Raw genomic sequence first — 19751 nt, forward strand, 5'->3', positions numbered from 1 at the left:
AAGGACTTGGGACCACCTGACGGGTTAGGTTGCGGGTCACCCATGCGGTCCACGCTCCTGCCCATCCTCCTGTTGTCCGCCGCGCTGGCGAGCGTGGGGGTGGGGGTCTGGACGCTCGTGAAGCGCAGCCGGACGGCGCTGGTGGAGCAGTTCGCGGGGGACCGGCAGAAGCAGCTGGACGAGGCCGTGGGGGGCGTCACGGACTCGCTGGAGGAGGTGGGCCGCAACCTGCGCTTCGCCGGCGAGCTGATGTCCCAGCCGGGCAGCCTGGCGGAGCACCGGCGGGAGCTGCGCGCGCTCCTGGAGGCGGTGGGGCAGTACAAGGCCATCGCGGCGTACGACGGCGACGGCGCGGAGCTGCTGCTGCTGCTGGACCGCAAGCCGGATGCGCAGGTGCCGCGCGAGGGGCTGGTCGCGGAGATGAAGGAGACGGCGCGCCGCGCGCTGATGCGTCCGCCGGGGGACCTCACCACGTCTCCCATGCTGGACGCGGCCAACGGCGGCTGGCTGCGCATCCTGGCCACGGCGCTGCCCGCCACGGACGGCAAGCCCGAGGGCGCGGTGGCGGTGCTGGTGGACACGGAGTCGTTCTTCGCGCCGCTGCGCATCGTCACGTCGGACCTGGAGGCGCGGATGCTGCTGGTGGGCACGCACGGCCAGCCCACCTCCGCGAGCGACCCGGCCCTGGCGGAGTGGTTCCGGCGCGCGGGCCAGAAGGACGCGGGCGTGCCGGCCTTCGCGTTCCTCGTGTCCCGGCTGAAGGCGGGCTCGCGCGGCATGTTGCCCTTGTCGGAGCTGGAGGCGGAGCGGCTGGGGCTGGGGCGCTCGGAGGTGGTGGCGGTCTACACGCCCATCCGCATGCGCGGCGGCAGCCACTGGGCGGTGGCGACGCTGGTGTCCACCGCGGCGCTGCGCTCGCACGAGCAGGCGCTGGTGGTGCGGCTGTTGGGCGCGGGCGCGCTGGTGGCGTTCTTCCTGGTGACCTTCGCGGTGTACGTGGTGCTGGCGCGGCGGCGCGCGGTGGCGCTGACGGAGAGCCGGCGGCACGCGGCCCAGCTCACCGCGCTCCATGACCGGACGCGGAAGATCCTGGACCACCTGCCCACGGGCGTCCTCGCGCTGACGGAGGACGGACGCATCAGCGCCGTCAACCAGGCCCTGCGCTCGCGCGTGCCCGGCAACGTGACGGGAGCGCCGCTGGCCTCCGCGTTCCCGGGAGCGCCGGCGCCGGTGGTGGAGCGGCTGTCCGCGCTGGTGGCCTCCGCGAGGCAGGAGGACCGGCCGCGGAGCCTGCTGGGCGAACCGCTGGCGCTCTTCGGCGAGGAGGGCACGTACAACCTGCACGCGGTGCCGCTCACGGCCGAGGACCCCAAGGAGGAGACGCGCGCGCTCCTGGTGGTGGAGGACCTGAGCGACGTGCGCGCGCTGGAGACGCAGCTGTTGCGCGCGGAGAAGATGGCCACGGTGGGCGTGCTGGCCGCGGGCATCGCGCATGAGATTGGAACGCCGCTGGGCGTGGTGCGCGGCCGGGCGGAGTACGTGCAGGGCAAGCTGGGCCCCTCGCACCCGCAGGGCCCGGGGCTGGGCGTCATCATCGAGCAGATCGACCGGGTGAGCCGCACGCTGCGCCAGCTGTTGGACTTCTCCCGGCTGCAGCCCGCGATGGTGCGGCCGGTGCCGCTGGGGCCGCTCGCCCGGAGCGTGCACGAGCTGTTGCAGGTGGAGGCGGAGCGGCGGCAGGTGACCCTGAGCGTGGACGTGCCGGAGTCGGTGCCGGCGCTGGCGGCGGACGCGGATCAGCTCCAGCAGGTGCTGATCAACCTGGCGCTCAACGCGTGCGACGCGTGCAGCGAGGGCGGCAAGGTGGAGATCTCCGCCTCCGCGCAGCCGGGCCCCGAGGAGGGGACGTGGGGCCTGGTCGCGCTCACCGTGCGCGACGACGGGTGCGGGATTCCGAAGGAGCGCCTCAACCAGGTGTTCGATCCGTTCTTCACGACGAAGAAGCGCGGGCAGGGCACGGGGCTGGGGCTGACGATGGTGGCCCACGTCGTCCGCAACCACGGCGGACGGGTGGAGCTGGAGAGCACGCAGGGGCAGGGCACCCGCGTCACCGTGCTGTGGCCGGTGGCCCGCCCTGTCCCAGAGGAACGCCATGCCGAGCGACTCGCCGTCTGACGCGCGCATCCTCGTGGTCGACGACCACGTGGAGATGGGGCGCATGCTCCAGGAGCCGCTGGCCGACGCGGGCTGGACGGTGGACCTGGCCACGAGCGGCCAGGAGGCGCTGACGCTCGTGCGCTCGCGCGTGTACGACGCGGTGCTGACCGACCTGCGCATGGAGAAGGTGGACGGGCTGGACGTGCTGGCCGCCGCGCGCGCGGTGGACCCGGAGCTGCCCGTGCTGCTGATGACGGCCTTCGGCGGCGTGGAGAGCGCCGTGGAGGCGATGCGCCGGGGCGCGTACCACTACTTCACCAAGCCCTTCCGCCTGGACGAGGTGCGCCTCTACCTGGGCCGCGCGCTGGAGGACCGCCGGCTGCGCGCGGAGCACCGGGCGCTGAAGCAGGCGTCACAGGAGCGCTCCGGGCTGGGCGCGCTCGTGGGCAGGAGCGCGCCCATGCGCGGGCTGTACGAGCTCATCGACCGGGTGGCGCACGCCGCGGCCCCGGTGCTGCTGAGGGGCGAGAGCGGCAGCGGCAAGGAGCTGGTGGCCCGCGCGCTCCACGTCGAGGGGCCTCGCGCGGCCGGCCCCTTCGTGGCCGTCAACTGCACCGCGCTGCCGGGGCCGCTGTTGGAGAGCGAGCTGTTCGGCCACGTGAAGGGCGCCTTCACCGGCGCCACGTCCGTGCGGCGGGGCCTCTTCGTGGAGGCGCACGGCGGCACGCTGTTCCTGGACGAGATTGGCGACATGCCCACGGAGCTCCAGGCCCGGCTGTTGCGCGTGCTGGAGGACGGCGAGGTGCGCGCGGTGGGCTCGGACGCCAGCCGCACCGTGGACGTGCGCGTGGTGGCGGCCACGCACCAGGACCTGGAGGCGCGCGTGCGGGAGGGGAGGTTCCGCGCGGACCTCTTCTACCGGCTCAACGTCGTCACGCTGCGGGTGCCGTCGCTGAAGGAGCGCCGGGAGGACATCCCGCAGCTGGTGGAGCACTTCACCGCCCGCTCCCGCGCGCGCAACCCTCGCTCGCGCGTGACGTCGCTGTCACCGGAGGTGGTGGCCGCGCTGGGCGCCATGCCGTGGCCCGGCAACGTGCGCGAGCTGGAGAACCTGGTGGAGCGGCTGGTGGTGCTCGTCCCCCGGGAGACGGTGACGCTGGAGGACCTGCGGCCGCACGCGCCGTTGCCGGAGCCGGCGGCGCCGCTCGCCCAGGCTCAGGAAGGCGTGTGGACCCTGCGCAAGCTGGAGGGGGAGTACATCCACTGGATGGTCCAGCACTGCGGCGGGAACAAGACCCGCGCGGCGGAGCTGCTGGGCATCGATGTGTCCACCATCCATCGCCGCGAGCGGGAGCGGTAGCCGCGACCTGCCCTGGAGTCCGAGGCGGGAATGGCAATCCGCCACGGGAGGCTGGCGGATTGCCACGGTCCACGGGTGAGCACTCGGTGGCCCCGGGGGGCGGTGGTCCCGGCATGTAGCTTGCTGTGACGTGGGGCCGTGGCGTCCCTGCGCACAACCCGGGCCCTGCTGCTCGGTGCGGATGAGTCCCTGGCGTCGCTGCTGGCGGACGTGCTGGGCGACCTGGGCATCGCCCTGTTCCTGGACGCCGCGGACGCGGCCCGGCCGGACCTGGTGCTGGCGCATGTGGAGCGCGGGGAGGCCATCCTCCCGGTGCTGAACCACGCACGGGACTGCGCCGCCGCTGCCCCTGTCGTCGTCCTGCTGCCCTTCGCGGACGAGCGCCTGGTGTCCCGCGCCCTGTGTCAGGGGGCCCGGGCATGTTTCGCGCTGGGACGTCCGCTGGATGAGCTTCGCGCCGTCCTGCGCTCGAACTTTCCTCTGTTGGAGACCACCCATGGGTGAACCGATGGCCGTCGTCACCGTGCTGCGCCCCGCTGTGTCCTTGCGCGAAGTGGAGCGCCGCCCGGTGGCTTCACCGGAGCCGGCGGTGGACGCCGGGGAGCCCAGCCTCTTCCAGGCCGGCGAGGTCCGCGTCACCGGCGAGCGGCTCGTCGTGGGCGCCCGGAGCTGGGCGCTGCGCGACGTGCTCCAGGTGGAGACCGCGCGCCGCAGCCCGAAGGTGTGGCCCTACCTGCTCGCGATGGGGCTCATTGCGGCGGTGGGACTGCCGCTGCTGTCCGCGATGTCCGTCAGCGTCTCCGCGCTGAGGGGCGCCTACGAGGTGGGGCTCATCGCCACCGCCGTGGGCTTCTTCGCGTCCATGGCCGCGCTGCTGGTGGTGGAGGACACCCACTACCTGGTGCTCGGGCTGCCGGGCGGGATGCGCCGCGTCTTCGGCAGCCACGACGCCCAGCTCATCGCCCGGCTTGCGGGGACGGTGCGGGCGGCGTGTCAGCGGCCGTGAGCTGATCGCGCACCTGCGCGACGATCTCGAACGAGCGCAGCCGCGCGGCGTGGTCGTGGATCTGCGCGGTCACCATCAGCTCGTCGGCGCCGGTCTGCTCCATGAGCGACTGGAGTCCTTCGCGCACGCTGTCCGGCGAGCCCACCACGGTGCACGCCAGCATGTGCTCGACCTCCGCCAGCTCCATCTCGTTGAGCTGGCCGTCCAGGCTGTCCACCGGCGGCAGCAGCGGGCCCGGCTGGCCCCGGCGCAGGTTGAGGAAGGCCTGGAGCAGGGACGTGAAGAGGCGCTGGCCCTCCTTGTCCGTGTCCGCGGCGAAGACGTTGACGCCAATCATCGCGTACGGCTTCTGGAGCACGTCCGACGGGCGGAACTGCGTGCGGTACAGGTGCAGCGCGCTCATCATCTGCGCGGGCGCGAAGTGCGACGCGAACGCGAAGGGCAGCCCCAGCGCCGCGGCCAGCTGCGCGCTGAAGGTGCTGGAGCCCAACAGCCACAGCGGCACGTGCAGGCCCGCGCCCGGCACCGCGCGCACCGCCTGCCCCGGCACCGGATCCTTGAAGTAGTTCTGCAGCTCCACCACGTCCTGCGGGAAGCTGTCCGCGCCGCCCAGCCCCCGGCGCAGGGCCGCGGAGGTGCGTGGGTCGGTCCCCGGCGCCCGGCCCAGCCCCAGGTCGATGCGGCCGGGGTAGAGCGTCTCCAGCGTGCCGAACTGCTCCGCGATGATGAGCGGCGCGTGGTTGGGCAGCATGACGCCGCCCGCGCCCACGCGAATCGTCGACGTGCCGCCCGCCACGTACCCGATGACCACCGACGTGGCCGCGCTGGCGATGCCCGTCATGTTGTGGTGCTCCGCCAGCCAGAAGCGCTTGAAGCCCCACTTCTCCACGTGGCGGGCCAGATCCAGGCTGTTGCGGAGCGCGTGTCCGGCGTCACCCCCGGAGATGACGGGGGACAGGTCGAGGACGGAGAAGGGGATCATCGGTGGGACCCTCGCGCCACGGGTTGGCGGGAAAGCCCTTCGATAGCCAGGGCCTCCAGGGTTTTCACGGCATTGACGCCGCGCACGGCCGACGGCCTGTCAGCCGGGGGCCATCCCACCCATCAGCCTGGCTTGTCGCCCTGCGGGCCCCAGGGGCCTGCGTCAGCCCTGCTCGGAGGCGGGCTTGCGCTCCGGCTTCGCCCGGGCCAGCGCGGCGTGCGCCCGGTCCAGGGTGCCGTGGGGGTCCTCCTCGCCTCGCACCGTCACGGCGATGGCCACGCAGGCGGGCGGACCGGGGGCATCCATGAGCGCCTGTCGCATGGCCTCCGCCCCCACCGCGTCCGCACCGGGCAGGGCGATCAGGAAGGTGTCCCCCGTCCAGCGCACCACGAAGCCCGGTGGAGGGCAGAGCCCCTCCGCGCGCCGGGACAGCTCCCGCAGCGCCGCGTCGCCCGCGTCGAAGCCCCTGGTGCGGTTGAGGGTGGCCAGGTCCGCAAGGACCACCAGCAGCAGGCTGACGGGTACCCCATCCCGGCGGCAGCGGGCGATCTCCCTGGCCAGCCGCTCCTCGCCCACGCGCCGGCTGTCCAGGCCCGTGAGCGCGTCCTGGCGCAACAGCCGCTCGCGCTGGGCCTTCAGGTCCGCGCCGATGCCCAGGTCCACCAGCGACAACAGCTGCGCGCTGCCCCCGGGCACCAGGAAGGGCCGCGCCACCCAGCGCACCACGCGCGGCCGGGGGCGCTCCAGGGACAGCGTCAGGTGCAGGCCTCGGGAACCCTCCGCCGCCAGGTCCAGCTGCCGCAGGGTGCCGCCCGGGTCCGCGGTCAGGTTCGCGACGTGTTGGCACAGCGAATCGAAGGGCATGCCCGCCAGCCGGTCCTCGGGCAGCCCCAGGAGCTCCGCCAGCGCCGCGTTGGCGGCGAAGGGCTTGCGGCCCGGCGCCACCACCAGCACCGGCACCTCCAGGGCGCTCACCGCCTCGCGCACGAGCGCCAGCGCCGCCGCCTCGTTGAGCACCGGCTCCGGCGCGCCCTGGGGACGCGGCGCGGCGGGTCGCGGCCGTGTCACCAGCGAGGTGTGCTCCAGGTTCTCCGCCACGCGGCCCGCCAGCTCGCGCAGCGCCGCCAGGTCCTCCGGGCCCAGCATCAGCGGGCGCGTGTCGATGACGCACAGCGAGCCGAGCACCTCCCCCGTGGAGGTGATGAGCGGCGCGCCCGCGTAGCTGCCGATGATGCCCTCGCGCACCAGCGGGTTGGCCCGGAACACCGGGTGGCGCGTGGCGTCCGGCACCACCATGGCCTCGCGGCCCTGCACCACGTGGTGGCAGAAGGCCCAGTCGCGAGGCGTGCCGCGGTCCCTCGCGAGCGTGGAGGGAAGCCCCACGTGCGCCTTGAACCACTGCCGGTCTCCCAGCACCAGCGTGAGCAGCGCCACGGGCACGCCAAAGGCCTGCGCCACCTCCGTCACCAGCTCCTGCAATCCGGCGTCGGGCAGGCCCGGGTCCACCAGCTGCATCTCCTCGATGCGCGTGAGTCGGCGCTTCTCGTCCTCCGCGTTGAGCTCCAGCTGGCCGTGGCCCGCGAGCTGCCCCGCGAGCGCGCGCCGCACCCCGTCGCGCATCGCCTCCGGCCCCGCGCGCCGGCTGAGCAGCGCGTGGATGCCCAGCGAGTCCTTGAGCTGCCACGCGCGCACGCGCAGCTCGTCGAACGCCGTCACCACCATCACCGCCGTGCCGCCCGCGTCCGAGCGCCCCCGCAGCCAGGCCAGCAGCGCGAACCCGTCCACCCGGGGCAGCGCGAGGTCCGTCACCAGCAGCGCGGGCGCGCCGCGCAGGCGCACCGTCTCCTGGGCCTCCGCTCCATCCCGAGCGACCACGCCTTCCAACCCCTCCTGCTGCACGAGGGAGAGGAGGCCCGCGGCACGGTGGCGATCCGGTTCGGCGATGAGGGCGTAGCGAGGCATGGCGTCCCGCACATGGTGCCACGCCCAGCGCGCTCGCGTACCCTGGCCCTACGTCCAGTCACGGTCGCCTGTCCATGGGTCGGCGGTGCGAGGCCCTGGGGGATTCCCACGGGACGTGCCGGGCCCGATCAGGGCCGGGGCTCACCTGAAAGCCCGCGGGCTGTTCCAGTCTCCGCGTCGACCGGGCCCGCCCTGGCCTCCTGCGCTCCAGGTGGCGGGGTGGGGAGCTCCCGGGGGAACCGGCCGAACAGGCGCTTGAGGGCACCGCTCTGCCGCTGGAGGTCTCCGGTGCGCGCCACGGCCTCCGCCAGCGTCACCAGCACCACGCCCACCCCGGCGGGGAGCAGCGGCACGACCCAGCCCGGCTCCACCAGGAGCCAGAAGACGAACGCCGTGTGCGCGACGAGCACCCCCGCGGCCAGGCCCACCACCGCGGCCAGCGTCCTCGCGCGGCCCCGGCGCCACAGCAGCAGGGCCAGCACCAGCGCCGTCTCCACCAGGCCCACGAGCTCCGCGGGGCCCAAGGCCCGCAGCACGCGGCCGCTGCGCAGGTTGTCCATGGCGAAGGCGTGGATCTCCACGCCGGGCACCGCCAACTGGCCGGGCAGGGTGCTCTGGCCGTGAAGCCCCGTGGCGGTGACGCCCACGAACACCGTCTTCTCCCGCAGCGCCAGGTCCAGCCCCACGGAGGACGGCCCCGCGGCCAGCACGTCCGCCAGGCTCAGGCGGGGCAGCCAGTCCGGCGCGGGCAGCCGCATCAGGGGCGCGCCGTCGTCAATGGCCGCCACGCGCAACAGCGCCTCCGAGCGCTCCGGCCACAGGCGCAGCGCCGTCGCCAGCGCCAGCGACGGCCACGCCTTCCCGTCCACCCGCACCGCGTAGGGGTAGCGCCGGATGACTCCGTCCGGGTCCAGCAGCACGTTCAGCGTCCCGCTGCCCCAGGCCGCCAGCCGCAGCGGGCCCAGGTTCGTGGACAGGCCCCGGGCGCCCAGCCGCAGCCGGTTCGCGGTCATGGGCACGGGCGTCAGCGGATCTCCCAGCACGGGCAGGCCGCCGGGCTCGTCCTCCAGCGCCATGTTGCCCAGGATGGCGGTGCCCACCGCGGACAGGGCCTCCGTGAACCGCGCGTCGCCGTCCTGCGCGTACAGCCGCGCCTCCAGGTCCCGGGCCAGCGAGGCGCCCGCGGGCGTCTCCGCGAGCCCGGACGTGCGCAGGCGCTCCAGCACGTCCTCGCCCAGGTCCAGCGCGCCGCGGGACTCCGGCGCGTCGAAGAGGACGTCCACCACCACCGCGTTGGGACGGTAGTGCGCCAGCACCTGGAAGGCCTTCGCCCAGGTGGCGCGCGACAGCGGCCAGCGCTCGCCCAGCGTCGCGAGCGCGCGGTCATCCACCTCCACCAGCACCAGGTCCGCCGAGGCCGGCAGCGGGGGCAGGAGGCGGCTCACCGCGAAGTCGTACAGGCTCCGCTCGCCCAGGCCCGGCGCGCCGCCCGTCACCGCCGTGCCCACCGCGAGCAGCAGCCCCACGCCCGCGCCCAGCCACCGCGGCAGGGCGGTGGAGGAGCGCCACGAGGACCTGGGACCCCGAGCGGCCACGGTCACCTCATCCGGCGACGTCGAAGCTGAAGATCTTCGAGGGGAAGCCCATGAAGCCATCGGCGTCGACCGCCAGCACCCGCCAGAACCACTTGCCCGGGCCGGGCGCCGCCGCGTCCACCGTGGGGTGGGCCGACTCCTGGACCTTCACGTCGCCCACGAAGTCCGCCGTCGTCCCCAGCTCCACCCGGTACCCCTTCGCGCCCTCCACGGCCTTCCACACGAGCGAAGGCGCCTTCGGATACGCGCCGCCGCGGGGCCGCTCCAGCGCCGGGGCCGCCAGGAGCGCGCGGGGCGCCTCCGGCGGCTGGGACGGACGGACCCGCGAACCGAAGCCCGCGTCCACGTCCACGGAGCCCTGCTCCGCGCCCAGCGCCACCTTTCCCTCCAGCGTCTCCACGCGGCTGGTGCCGTCCTCCTGCTGGGACACGCGGAAGCGCGTGCCGCGCACGCCCGCCACCGCGCCGCGCGTGCGCACCTCGAAGGTGGAGCCCGCGCCGCCCGGCGCCGCCTGCGTCTCCACCGTGCCCTTCACCAGCTCCAGCAGCACCCGGCGCTGGCGCTCGGCGGTGAGCTCCAGCGTGCCCAGGCGCACGGCGCTCCGGGGGGACAGGAAGAGGCTGCTGCCGTCCGCCAGCGCCAGCTCCGCCCGGCCGGTGTCGTCCGTCGCCACCAGCTCGCCCGCGTACAGCGATTCTCCCGCGAGGCGCGGCGTGGGCAGCCCCTCGCCGGTGCTCGCCATCACCAGTCCGCTGGCCGTGCGCAGCCGCGCCACCGCGGCCTGCGAGGGCCGCTCCACGTAGGCGAGCTGCAGCTGGGCAGGGGCGTTGGGGTCGGCCGGGGGCGCGACGAAGGACACGCGCGTGCGGGGGACGCCGGCGTTCACCAGCACCTCCGCCGCGGCCTTCGCCACCGCCAGGCCCTGGCCATCCAGCCGCTCCGCGTCCGGCACCTTCGCGGCCACGGTGAGGCCGCGGATGGCGGGGCGCGCCTTCACGGCCTCCGCCACCTCGCGCAGGCAGGCCTCCGTCCGGGGCCCCTTCGGCTCCAGGGGACGGCCCATCGTGAGCCGCCCATTGTCGAACGACAGCCCGCCGCAGGGGGCATCCGCCTCCGTCGCGAACCCCGCGACGGGGAGGGCCGCCACCAGCAGCGACAGCATCCAGGGGGCGCCAGCCTTCCTCACGGCGACACTCCTTCCGCCGGGTTGGCGGTCTTCAGCACGTTGAACTCCACGCGGCGGTTGCTCTCGCGGCCCTTCGCCGTGGCGTTGGTGGTCACCGGCTTCGTCTCACCATAGCCCACCGCCTCCAGGCGCTCCGCCGCGATGCCGTTCTTCACCAGCCATTCGCGCACGGTGTTCGCGCGCCGCTGCGACAGGTTCAGGTTCTTCGTGTCATCGCCCTGGCTGTCGGTGTGGCCCTCCACGCGCACCCGCTCCAGCTCCGGGTGGGCGCGCAGGACGGCGGCCACCTGCGACAGCAGCGGGAACGACCGGGCCAGGATGACGGCCTTGTTGGTGGCGAAGTACACCTTGTCGAGGATGACGATGCGCGAGCCCTCCAGGCGCACCTTCGAAGCGCCCTTGTCCGGGCACCCGTCGTCGTCCTTCACGCCGTTGATGACCTCCGCCTCCAGCGGGCACTTGTCCACCGTGTCGGGGATGCCGTCCCGGTCGTTGTCCGGGTCCGGGCAGCCGTCCTCGTCCTCGAAGCCGTCCTTGTCCTCCGGCGCGGTGGGGCAGCGGTCCTCGTTGTCCGGAATGCCGTCGCCGTCCGAGTCCGCGGGGGCGGGCATCAGGGCGAGCGGGGCGGGAGCCGGGGCGCCGGGGGTGGCCGGCTGCGTGTCCGGCACCGTGTCCGGGCAGCCGTCGTTGTCGCGGTAGCCGTTCACCGTCTCCGGCTCGGTGGGGCAGAGGTCGTTGACGTCGGGGATGCCGTCGTTGTCGTCGTCCGGATCCAGGCAGTTGTCGTCGTCCTGGAAGCCGTCGAAGTCCTCGGGCCCCAGCGTGCAGGCGGGCGTGCGCGGCGCGGCGGACACCGGGGCCGGCGTTCCGCCCGGCGTGTAGGTCAGCCCCGCGAGCACGCGGAAGGCGGGCGTGCCGTAGCCGTGCGTGAGGCCCGGACCGGCGCCCACGTGCGCGGCGAAGCCCTTCGCGAAGCGGTACTTCAGCGCGCCCAGCACCTCCAGGGGGAACTCCTCCGCGTTGGACTCCTTGAGGCCCACCGCGCCCGAGAGCGTCGCCTGCGCGGACAGCGCTTGCGTGAGGGGCACCTCCGCGCCCACGCCGAACGCGAGCTCGTTGCCCACGTGCAGGTTGCGCAGGTCCTGCTCCTTGCGGAGGTTCACGCCCACGTTGGCCAGCAGCCGCAGCGACGAGGTGGCCCACTCACCGGCCACGCGCGGCTGGAAGGTGAGGCCGTCCGCGCCCAGGAAGTGGTCCGCGCCGCCGGTGGGCAGGGTGAAGGGCGCGAGCACCGCGAGGTTCAGCGCGCCCTTGGACAGCAGCGCCAGCTTGGGCACCACGCGCAGGTCGCCCAGGCCCGCCTTGCCCACGCCCTCCGCGAACTGCTCCGCCACGGCGCCCGAGGGCTGCGAGCCGGTGACCGTCAGCGGCAGCACCAGGCCCACCTCCAGCCGGTCGAAGAGGGACACCGCGCCCATCAGGTCCAGGGACACCTGCTGTTTCACGATGCGGTAGACGAACGTGTCTTCGCGCGGGTCGTAGAAGTTGAGCGGCTGGTGCGCGTAGTTGAGTGACGCGCCCACGTTCCACGTCAGGTGCGGCGCGACGCGGGCGCTGTTCACCCCGAGCACGTCATACGCGCCCGGCCCCGGCTTGTACTGCTGCACGTCGATGGCTTGCGACACCGTCGCCTGGGCCTCCGCGCGCGACGCGGCGCCCAGCGACAGCCCCGCCGCCACCGTCGCCGCCAGCCCCCGGACCGTGCCCCGGGCGAAGGCCCGGCGGCGACGGCCGAGGAATGGCACCGACAGCAGGCCCAGCGCCAGCGGGAGCAGCCCCCCGGCGCCGCCCGTCGAGCAGCCCCGGCCCATCACCACGAAGTCGTCGTCGGGGTCGAGCGGGTTGGTGCCGCCCTTCACCTCGACGCCGTCGGGGACGCCGCCGCCGTCGGTGTCCGCCTTGTTCGGGTCGGACTCGGTGGCGTCGCGGATGCCGTTGCCGTTGGTGTCCTCCTCGCCATCCGACAGTCCGTCGCCGTCCGTGTCGCGGGCCAGCGGGTTGGTGGGGTTCTGCCCGTGCACTTCGATGCCGTCCTTCAGGCCGTCGCCGTCGGTGTCGGGGTTGCGGCGGTCGGTCTCGGTGGGCTGGGTGATGCCGTCGTGGTTCACGTCCTCCTCTCCATCGAGCAGGCCGTCGTTGTCGCTGTCGGTGTCGAGCGCGTCGATGAGGCCGTCGCCATCGGTGTCGACCAGGCCGTCGATGCCGTCGGGCAGGCCGTCGCCGTCGCTGTCCGGGTTGAAGGGGTCGAGGCCCAGCTCCAACTCGGTGGCGTTGTCCACGCCGTCGCCGTCCGCGTCCACGTCGTCGGCGGCGTTGAGCGGGTTGGTCTCACCCGGGTCCACCTTGCCGTTGTGGTTCTTGTCCTCGATGCCGTCCCAGACGCCGCCGTTGTCGGTGTCGGCCTTGAGCGGGTCGGTGGTGGTGGTGGGGTCGGCGTCGGCGACGAAGACGGCCGGGTCGGTGCCGGTGCCCTGGGGCTGGGTGAGGCCCAGCTCCAGACCATCCGTCAGGCCGTCGCGATCGGAGTCGGCGAGGGTCGGGTCGGTCTCCGTGTCCTGGGTGATGCCGTCGTGGTTGGCGTCCTCGTTGCCGTCGAGGATGCCGTCGTCGTCGGTGTCGTCATCCAGCGGGTCGGTGCGGCCGGAGTGGACCTCCACGCCGTCGGACAGGCCATCGCCGTCGGTGTCGGGGTTGTGCGGGTCGGTGCCGGCGAGGGCCTCTTCCGCGTCGGTGAGGCCGTCGTTGTCGGCGTCATCGGTCGCGGACCAGGACCAGGTGGCGGGGGTGGGGTCCACGTTGCCCGCCGCGTCCGTGGCGCGCACGGCGAGGGTGTGGGCGCCCGGCGTCACGGTGAAGAGGGCCGGATCCGAGCAGGGCGTGAAGGGAGCGTCATCCAGGCTGCACGCGTAGGTGACGCCCGTCTCGTTGGAGTCCAGGTCGAAGCTGGCCGGGTTGGGCGCGTCGTTCGCGACCGGACCGGAGCGGATGAACGTGTCCGGGGGCGTGGTGTCCACGGTCCACGTGAAGGTGGCGGGCGTGGGGTCCACGTTGCCGGCCGCGTCCACCGCGCGCACCTGGACGGTGTGCGTGCCGTCCGCCAGGTCCGCGTACGTCTGCGGGCTGGTGCAGGGGACGAAGGCCCCCGCGTCGAGGCGGCACTCGAAGGTCACGTTGGACTCGTTCGAGGTGAGCTCGAAGGAGGCCTCGCGGCTCGAGGTGATGGCGGGCACGGACGCGGTGAGGGACGTGTCCGGCGCCACGAGGTCCACGCTGAAGGTGACGCTCGTGGGCGGGCTGGTGTTGCCGGCCGCGTCCACCGCGACCGCGGAGACGGTGTGCGAGCCATGGGGCAGCACCGGGCCCGGGGTGAAGGTCCACGCGCCGGTGTCGGAGTCCGCCACGGCCGTGCCCACGAAGACGCCATCCACGGACACGCGCACGGTGGCGCCCGGCTCGGCCGTGCCGGCGTAGGACACCGCGCCCGTGTTGAAGAGGGCGCCGTTCGCGGGCGAGGTGATGGCCGGAGCCTCGGGGAGGCTCAGGTCCACCGTCCACGTGTACTCGGCCGGCGTCGGGTCGGCGTTGCCCGCCGCGTCCACGGCGCGCACCGAGAGGGTGTGCTCGCCCTCGGTGAGCGAGTCGACGGTGAAGGGGCTGTCGCAGAGGACGTAGGGCGCGTCGTCCAGGCTGCACTCGTAGCGGATGCCGCCGCCGGTGGAGCTGAACTCGAACGTGGCGCTGGCGCTGTTCGAGGGCTGGGCGGGACCGGACTCGATGGTGGTGTCCGGCGCTTCGGTGTCGATGGTGAAGGAGAGCGACGCGGGCTCACTGACGTTGCCCGCCGCGTCCGTGGCGGTGGCGGTCAGCGTGTGCGGACCGTCCGCGAGCGTGGCCTGCACGGGGTAGCTCCACTCACCCTGCGCGTTGACGAGGATCGGGCCCAGCGGCGCGCCGTTGTCGAGCACCAGGTACACGGTGCTGCCCGGCTCGGCCGTACCGGTGATGACGGGTGAGGCGGTGGTGACCAGCTCGCCGCTCGTGGGCTGGAGGACGATGGGGGCGTCCGGGGGCGTGAGGTCCACGGTCCACGTGAAGGTGGCGGGCGTGGGGTCCACGTTGCCGGCCGCGTCGATGGCGGCGACGGTGAACGTGTGCGAGCCGCTCTGCAGGCCCGTCGCGGTGTACGGCGACGCGCACGGCACGCTGGTCGCGTCCAGGCTGCAAGCGAAGCCGGTGACGTCCGCGTCCGTGCCAACGAAGGTGAACGTGGCGGACGGGCTGTTGCTCGCGACCGGCGGATGCGAGGTGATGACGGTGTCGGGCGCCACCGTGTCCACGGTGAACGTCAGCTGGGACGCGGCGCTGACGTTGCCTGCGGCGTCCGTCGCGGTGGCGCTGACGGTGATGGGGCCCTGGGGCAGGTCGGCGGGCGGCGTGAAGCTCCAGCCGCCGTTGCCGTCCACGGTCAGCGGACCGTAGGTGACGCCGCCGATGACGAGCGTCACCTGCGAGCCGGGCTCGGCGGTGCCGGCGATGGTCGGACGCGGGGTGGTGACGATGGCGTTCGGGGCGGGCGCGTTGAACTCCGGCGCGTCCGGAGCGGCGGTGTCCACGGTGAAGCTGGAGGTGGTGACGGGGCTGGTGTTGCCCGCGGCGTCCTGGGCGACGGCCGTGAGGGTGTGGCCGCCGTTCGCGAGCGCGGGGCCGGGCGAGAAGCTCCACTGACCGGAGCCGTTGGTGATGACGACGCCCAGCGTCGTGCCGTCCAGGGTGAGCGTGACGCGGCTGTTGGGCTCGGCCGTGCCGCTGTAGGTGCCGGGGGCCGCGTTCAGCACCGAGCCGTTCGCGGGCGAGGCGATGACCGGCGCGGCGGGCGCGGAGGTGTCGACGGTGAAGGACACGGTGCGCGGGGGGCTGGTGTTGCCCGCCGCGTCGGTGGCCGTGACGGAGAGGGTGTGCGTGCCGTCCGTGAGGGCGGAGGCCGTGCAGGACCACGCGCCGCTGGCGTCGGCCGTCGCAACGCACAGCACGGTGGTGCCTTCGCGCACGGTGACGGTGCTGCCCGCCTCCGCGGTACCCGTGATGACGGGCGTCGCCGTGGCGACCTGCTGACCGGGCGTGGGCGCCGAGACGACGGGGATCGCCGGGGGCGCGGTGTCCACGGTGAAGGGCACGGCGGTGCTGGGCGGGCTCGTGTTGCCAGCGGCGTCGCGCGCCGTGGCGGTGATGGTGTGCGAACCGTCCGTGAGGGTGGAGGACGTGCAGGACCAGGCGCCGGTGCTGTTCGCGGTGGTGGTGCAGAGGACCGTCGTGCCTTCGCGCACGGTCACGGTGCTGTTCGCCTCCGCCGTACCGGACAGCGTCGGAGTCTTCGTGGCGATCAACTGGTTCGGCGTGGGCGACGCGATGACCGGCGCCACGGGAGCGATGGTGTCCACCGTGAAGGGAACGACGGTGCTCGCCGGACCGGTGTTGCCCGCGGCGTCACGCGCCGTGGCCGAGATGGAGTGCGGGCCCTCCGGCAGCTGCGGCGAAGTGCAGGACCACGCGCCCGACGCATTGGCCGTGGTGGTGCAGAGGACCGTCGTGCCTTCGCGCACGGTCACGGTGCTGTTGGCCTCCGCCGTACCGGAGAGGACCGGCGTCTGGGTCGCCACGGTCTGATTGGCCGTGGGCGATGCGATGACCGGCGCCACCGGAGCGATGGAGTCCACGGTGAAGGGAACGGCCGTGCTGGGCGGGCTCGTGTTGCCCGCGGCGTCCGTCGCGGTCGCGGTGATGGTGTGCGGGCCTTCCGCGAGCGTGGAGGAGATGCACGACCACGCGCCGGAGGCGTTGGCCGTCGTGGTGCAGAGCACGGTGGTGCCCTCGCGCACCGTCACGGTGCTGTTGGCTTCAGCCGTGCCGGACAGCGTCGGCGTCTTCGTGGCGATCAACTGGTTGGCCGTGGGCGCGGTGACGGCCGGGGCAGCCGGAGGCACGGTGTCCACCGTGAAGGGCACGGCGGTGCTGGCCGGGCCCGTGTTGCCCGCGGCGTCGCGCGCCGTGGCGGTGATGGTGTGGCTGCCTTCCGCGAGCGAGCTCGACGTGCAGGACCAGGCACCGGACGCGTTGGCCGTCGCGGTGCAGAGCACGGTGGTGCCCTCTCGCACGGTCACGGTGCTGTTGGCTTCGGCCGTGCCGGAGAGGACCGGCGTCGGGGTCCCGACGCGCTGGTTCGGCGTGGGCGACGCGATGACCGGAGCGGCCGGCGGCACGGTGTCCACCGTGAACGGCACGGCGGTGCTCGCGGGGCTGACATTGCCCGCGGCGTCCGTCGCGGTGGCGGTGACGGTGTGCGCGCCCTGCGCAAGCGACGCGGAGGTACACGACCACGCACCGGACGCGTTGGCTGTCGTGGTGCAGAGCACCGTGGCGCCCTCGCGGACGGTCACCGTGCTGTTGGCCTCCGCCGTGCCGCTGAGGGCCGGCGTCTGCGTGGCCACCGCCTGGTTGGCCGTCGGAGCCGTGATGACCGGAGCCGGCGGAGGGATGGAGTCCACCGTAAAGGGCACGGCGGTGCTGGCCGGGCCCGTGTTGCCCGCCGCGTCGCGCGCGGTCGCGGTGATGGTGTGCGCGCCCTCCGCCAGCGACGCGGAGGTGCAGGACCAGGCGCCGGAGGCATTGGCCGTGGTGGTGCACAGGACCGTGGTGCCTTCACGCACGGTCACGGTGCTGTTCGCCTCCGCCGTACCGGACAGCGTCGGCGTCTTCGTCGTCACGGTGCTGTTGGCCGTGGGCGCCGTGATGACCGGCGCGGGCGGGGGCACCGTGTCCACGGTGAAGGAGGTCGTGCTGGGCGTGCTGGTGTTGCCCGCCGCGTCGGTGGCGGTGCTGCTCGCCGTCACGGTGCCCTGGGGCAGCGTCGTGGTCGACACGCAGGACCAGGCGCCAGAGGCGTTGGCCGTCGCGGTGCAGACCGTGACGCCGCCCACCACCACGGTGACGGTGCTGCCGGCTTCCGCGAAGCCGCTGAACGTGGGCGTCGTCGTATTCACCGCTGCACCGCTCGCGGGCGCCGTGATGACCGGCGCCGCCGGGGGCGTCACGTCCACCACGAACGTCCGTCCCGCGGAGGCCGGGCCCGTATTGCCCGCTGCGTCCTGGGCCGTCGCCGTCACGGTGTGCGAGCCGGACGTCAGCGTCACGCTGGACACGCAGCTCCATGCGCCCGTCACGGCGTTGGCCGTGGTGGTGCAGAGCACCGTGGCACCCTCGCGCACGGTGACGGTGCTGCCCGCCTCCGCCGTGCCCGTGAACGTCGGCGTCGTCGTGTTGAGCTGCGCGTTCTGCGCGGGCGTGGAGATGACCGGCGCCACCGGCGGCGTCGTGTCCACGTTGAACCCCACGGACGTGGTGGGGCTGACGTTGCCGCTGGTGTCCATCGCCTGCGCGCTCACCGTGTGCGCGCCGTCAGCGAGCGACACGGTGGAGGTGCAGCTCCAGTTTCCGGCCGCGTTCACCGTCGCGGTGCAGAGCACCGTGGTTCCCTCGCGCACGGTGACGGTGCTGCCCGCCTCCGCGGTGCCGCTGAAGGTGGGCTTGGCGGTCGCCAGCGTAGAGCCCGCAGCGGGCGCCGTCACCGTCGGCGCGGACGGAGCACCCACGGGGATCGTCGTGGGGCCGGTGCCCACCGGCGGCGAGGACGGGAAGGACGTCTCCGGTGCCCCCTGCTGGCCGGTGCTGCGCACGACGGCCTGGTTGTCGATGCTTCCCGTTGCCCCCGCGTTGATGGTCACCCGGAAGACGACGGTCGAGCTCTCTCCGATGTTGATGACGCCGCCCTGCGTGGCGGTGGCGCCCGCTCCCAGGCGCACCGTGAGCCGGCGGTTCGCCGCGTCGTATTCACCCTGGTCATCACCCGTCGCGTCCGTCATCGCGCCGGTGTTGGCGCCCGCCGCCACCCGCAGCGAGCCCGGGACGTAGGTGACGTTCGTGGGCAGCGTGTCCGTGAGCACGGTGAGGATGCCGGAGTCATCGCCCGAGTTCGTCGTCTGCACCGTGTACTCCAGCACGTCGCCGCCGCGCAGGCTGCCGTCCGGGCGCGGCGACACCGCCGCCACGCTCTTCACCGTCTGGATGAAGTCCGGCTTCTGCGTGGAGATGGACGTGATGAACGCGCCCAGCAGGTACTGGTCCCCCGTGGAGGTGGCGGACACCGTCGCGGACGTCTGACCCGCGGAGACGCGCGAGGTGATGTCCACCACGTCCATGTCCAGACCCTCGGTGGTGCCCGGCGTGCCGGCGAAGCGGGGCAGATCCCCGTCGTTGCTCTGCGCCACGCCCAGCCGGCTGCGCGTGCCGTTGAAGAAGTTGGTCGCCGGGTTCTGCGCGTCCGACAGGGCCGCGCCGTTGAAGTTCAGCGCGTCGCCCGTGATCGAGTTCTCACCCTCGTACGCGATGACTCCCAGCTTCGCCGAGTAGCCGGAGGACGGCACCAGGAAGCCGGACAGGGTGGCCGTCGCGCTCACGCCGCTGCTCACCGCATCCAGGCCGTCGAAGAGCGTGAGGTTGCGCAGCGGCTCGCTGGCCAGCCGGTAGAAGACGACCATCGCCCAGCCGGAGTAGGGGAAGGTGTCGTTGACGTTGCGGAAGTCCAGCGCGTCCGCGCCGGCGAGCAGGTACGCGCCCGTGCCGCGCTGCTGCACCAGCGCCGTCACGTCCGCCGTGGACTGGTAGGCGTAGTTGTTGCCGGACGTGTAGCCCTTGCTGGAGTCCGCGGTGACGCTCGTGGAGAAGGCACCCGTGCCCACCCGCGACAGCGTCACCGTCGTGCCCGGCGTCATGGGCCCCGTGCGGCTCTGCACCGAGCGCACCGCGCCCCAGTACAGCCGCGCGTACGTCACCACCGCCCCCGCGGGCAGCACCAGCATCGCCTGGCTCTTCGAATCCGCCGGCGCCACCGACGTGTCCGCGTACGCCGTGAGGCCGTCGGTGTTCCAGTGCACGTCCGACGCCTGGTCGGTGATGTTGGTGCCGCAGGCGCCCACCGTGCCCACCAGCGGCGCGGGCGTTCCGCTGCGGCACTCCTGCGACAGCGTGTTGCCGAACAGCACGAAGTCGCCCCGCTGATCCACCTGGTAGCGCAGCGCGGGCGCGGCGGCGGCCAGCTGGGGAAGGAGTGCCAGGAGCACCAGGCACGACAGCACCCACGCACGCGCGAGGGGGGCGGAGACCCGCCCGGAAGCGAGGGGGACGTTGTTGGGGGGGGAGTCCATGGGAGTCCGTCGGAACTGCCGCGGCGAGCGCCGGCCGAGGGGGAACGCAGGGGCGTCGCCGCCCGCTCGCGCCGTGCGAGCCGGCCCTGTCGCGGGCTGGAGCTCGTGCTGGGAAAACGCCGAAGCGGAGGCCTTCAGGCGTGGGGGCGCATCAACCGAGGTCAAATGGCGCGGGGGCACGGACCG

At 73.6% G+C, this 19751-nt stretch carries 9 protein-coding genes; 4 read left to right on the forward strand and 5 right to left on the reverse strand.

The window, feature by feature from the left end:
- The first annotated feature begins 42 nt into the window (after window positions 1-42).
- From KYK13_RS18455 to KYK13_RS18470, 4 genes are all read left to right on the forward strand, one after another.
- Window positions 43-2175 (forward strand): nitrogen regulation protein NR(II), encoded by a 2133-nt coding sequence (locus tag KYK13_RS18455; RefSeq protein ID WP_223646010.1) that lies wholly within the window; start codon window positions 43-45, stop codon window positions 2173-2175.
- The gene (locus KYK13_RS18460) at window positions 2153-3517 is read left to right on the forward strand and encodes a sigma-54 dependent transcriptional regulator (RefSeq protein ID WP_223646013.1); all 1365 of its coding nucleotides are present in this window, start codon (window positions 2153-2155) and stop codon (window positions 3515-3517) included. Before KYK13_RS18455 ends, KYK13_RS18460 begins: the two co-directional genes overlap by 23 nt.
- A 138-nt stretch (window positions 3518-3655) precedes the next feature.
- Window positions 3656-4021, forward strand: coding sequence for a DNA-binding response regulator (locus KYK13_RS18465; protein WP_223646015.1), 366 nt, complete (start codon window positions 3656-3658; stop codon window positions 4019-4021).
- Window positions 4014-4523 (forward strand): DUF6232 family protein, encoded by a 510-nt coding sequence (locus tag KYK13_RS18470; protein ID WP_223646017.1) that lies wholly within the window; start codon window positions 4014-4016, stop codon window positions 4521-4523. Before KYK13_RS18465 ends, KYK13_RS18470 begins: the two co-directional genes overlap by 8 nt.
- On the opposite strand, the gene KYK13_RS18475 is transcribed toward KYK13_RS18470, so the two are convergent.
- The 5 genes from KYK13_RS18475 to KYK13_RS18505 all read right to left on the reverse strand — a co-directional run bounded on the left by KYK13_RS18475 (window position 4474) and on the right by KYK13_RS18505 (window position 19565).
- A complete protein-coding gene (locus KYK13_RS18475) occupies window positions 4474-5505 on the reverse strand; it encodes an LLM class flavin-dependent oxidoreductase (RefSeq protein ID WP_223646019.1) in 1032 nt (343 codons plus the stop codon). The genes KYK13_RS18470 and KYK13_RS18475 overlap by 50 nt on opposite strands.
- A gap of 162 nt (window positions 5506-5667) precedes the next feature.
- Window positions 5668-7467: a diguanylate cyclase domain-containing protein gene (locus KYK13_RS18480; protein WP_223646021.1), complete on the reverse strand. Its 1800-nt coding sequence runs from the start codon at window positions 7465-7467 to the stop codon at window positions 5668-5670.
- Window positions 7468-7595: 128 nt separating this feature from the next.
- The gene (locus tag KYK13_RS18485) at window positions 7596-9062 is read right to left on the reverse strand and encodes a CHASE2 domain-containing protein (RefSeq protein ID WP_223646023.1); all 1467 of its coding nucleotides are present in this window, start codon (window positions 9060-9062) and stop codon (window positions 7596-7598) included.
- A gap of 7 nt (window positions 9063-9069) precedes the next feature.
- A complete protein-coding gene (locus KYK13_RS18490; RefSeq protein ID WP_223646025.1) occupies window positions 9070-10248 on the reverse strand; it encodes a FecR domain-containing protein in 1179 nt (392 codons plus the stop codon).
- Window positions 10245-19565 carry an Ig-like domain-containing protein gene (locus KYK13_RS18505; RefSeq protein ID WP_304504116.1) on the reverse strand — a complete coding sequence of 3107 codons (9321 nt, stop codon included), beginning with the start codon at window positions 19563-19565 and terminating at the stop codon, window positions 10245-10247. Before KYK13_RS18505 ends, KYK13_RS18490 begins: the two co-directional genes overlap by 4 nt.
- Between the last annotated feature and the right edge of the window lie 186 nt (window positions 19566-19751).

It is taken from the genome of Corallococcus sp. EGB (assembly GCF_019968905.1).
Lineage (GTDB): Bacteria > Myxococcota > Myxococcia > Myxococcales > Myxococcaceae > Corallococcus.

Bases quoted from the DNA above. Each gene is read 5' to 3' on its own strand.
- KYK13_RS18455 (WP_223646010.1), top strand. From the start codon at position 43: ATGCGGTCCACGCTCCTGCCCATCCTCCTGTTGTCCGCCGCGCTGGCG.
- KYK13_RS18460 (WP_223646013.1), top strand. From the start codon at position 2,153: ATGCCGAGCGACTCGCCGTCTGACGCGCGCATCCTCGTGGTCGACGAC.
- KYK13_RS18475 (WP_223646019.1), bottom strand. From the start codon at position 5,505: ATGATCCCCTTCTCCGTCCTCGACCTGTCCCCCGTCATCTCCGGGGGT.
- KYK13_RS18470 (WP_223646017.1), top strand. From the start codon at position 4,014: ATGGGTGAACCGATGGCCGTCGTCACCGTGCTGCGCCCCGCTGTGTCC.
- KYK13_RS18480 (WP_223646021.1), bottom strand. From the start codon at position 7,467: ATGCCTCGCTACGCCCTCATCGCCGAACCGGATCGCCACCGTGCCGCG.
- KYK13_RS18505 (WP_304504116.1), bottom strand. From the start codon at position 19,565: ATGGACTCCCCCCCCAACAACGTCCCCCTCGCTTCCGGGCGGGTCTCC.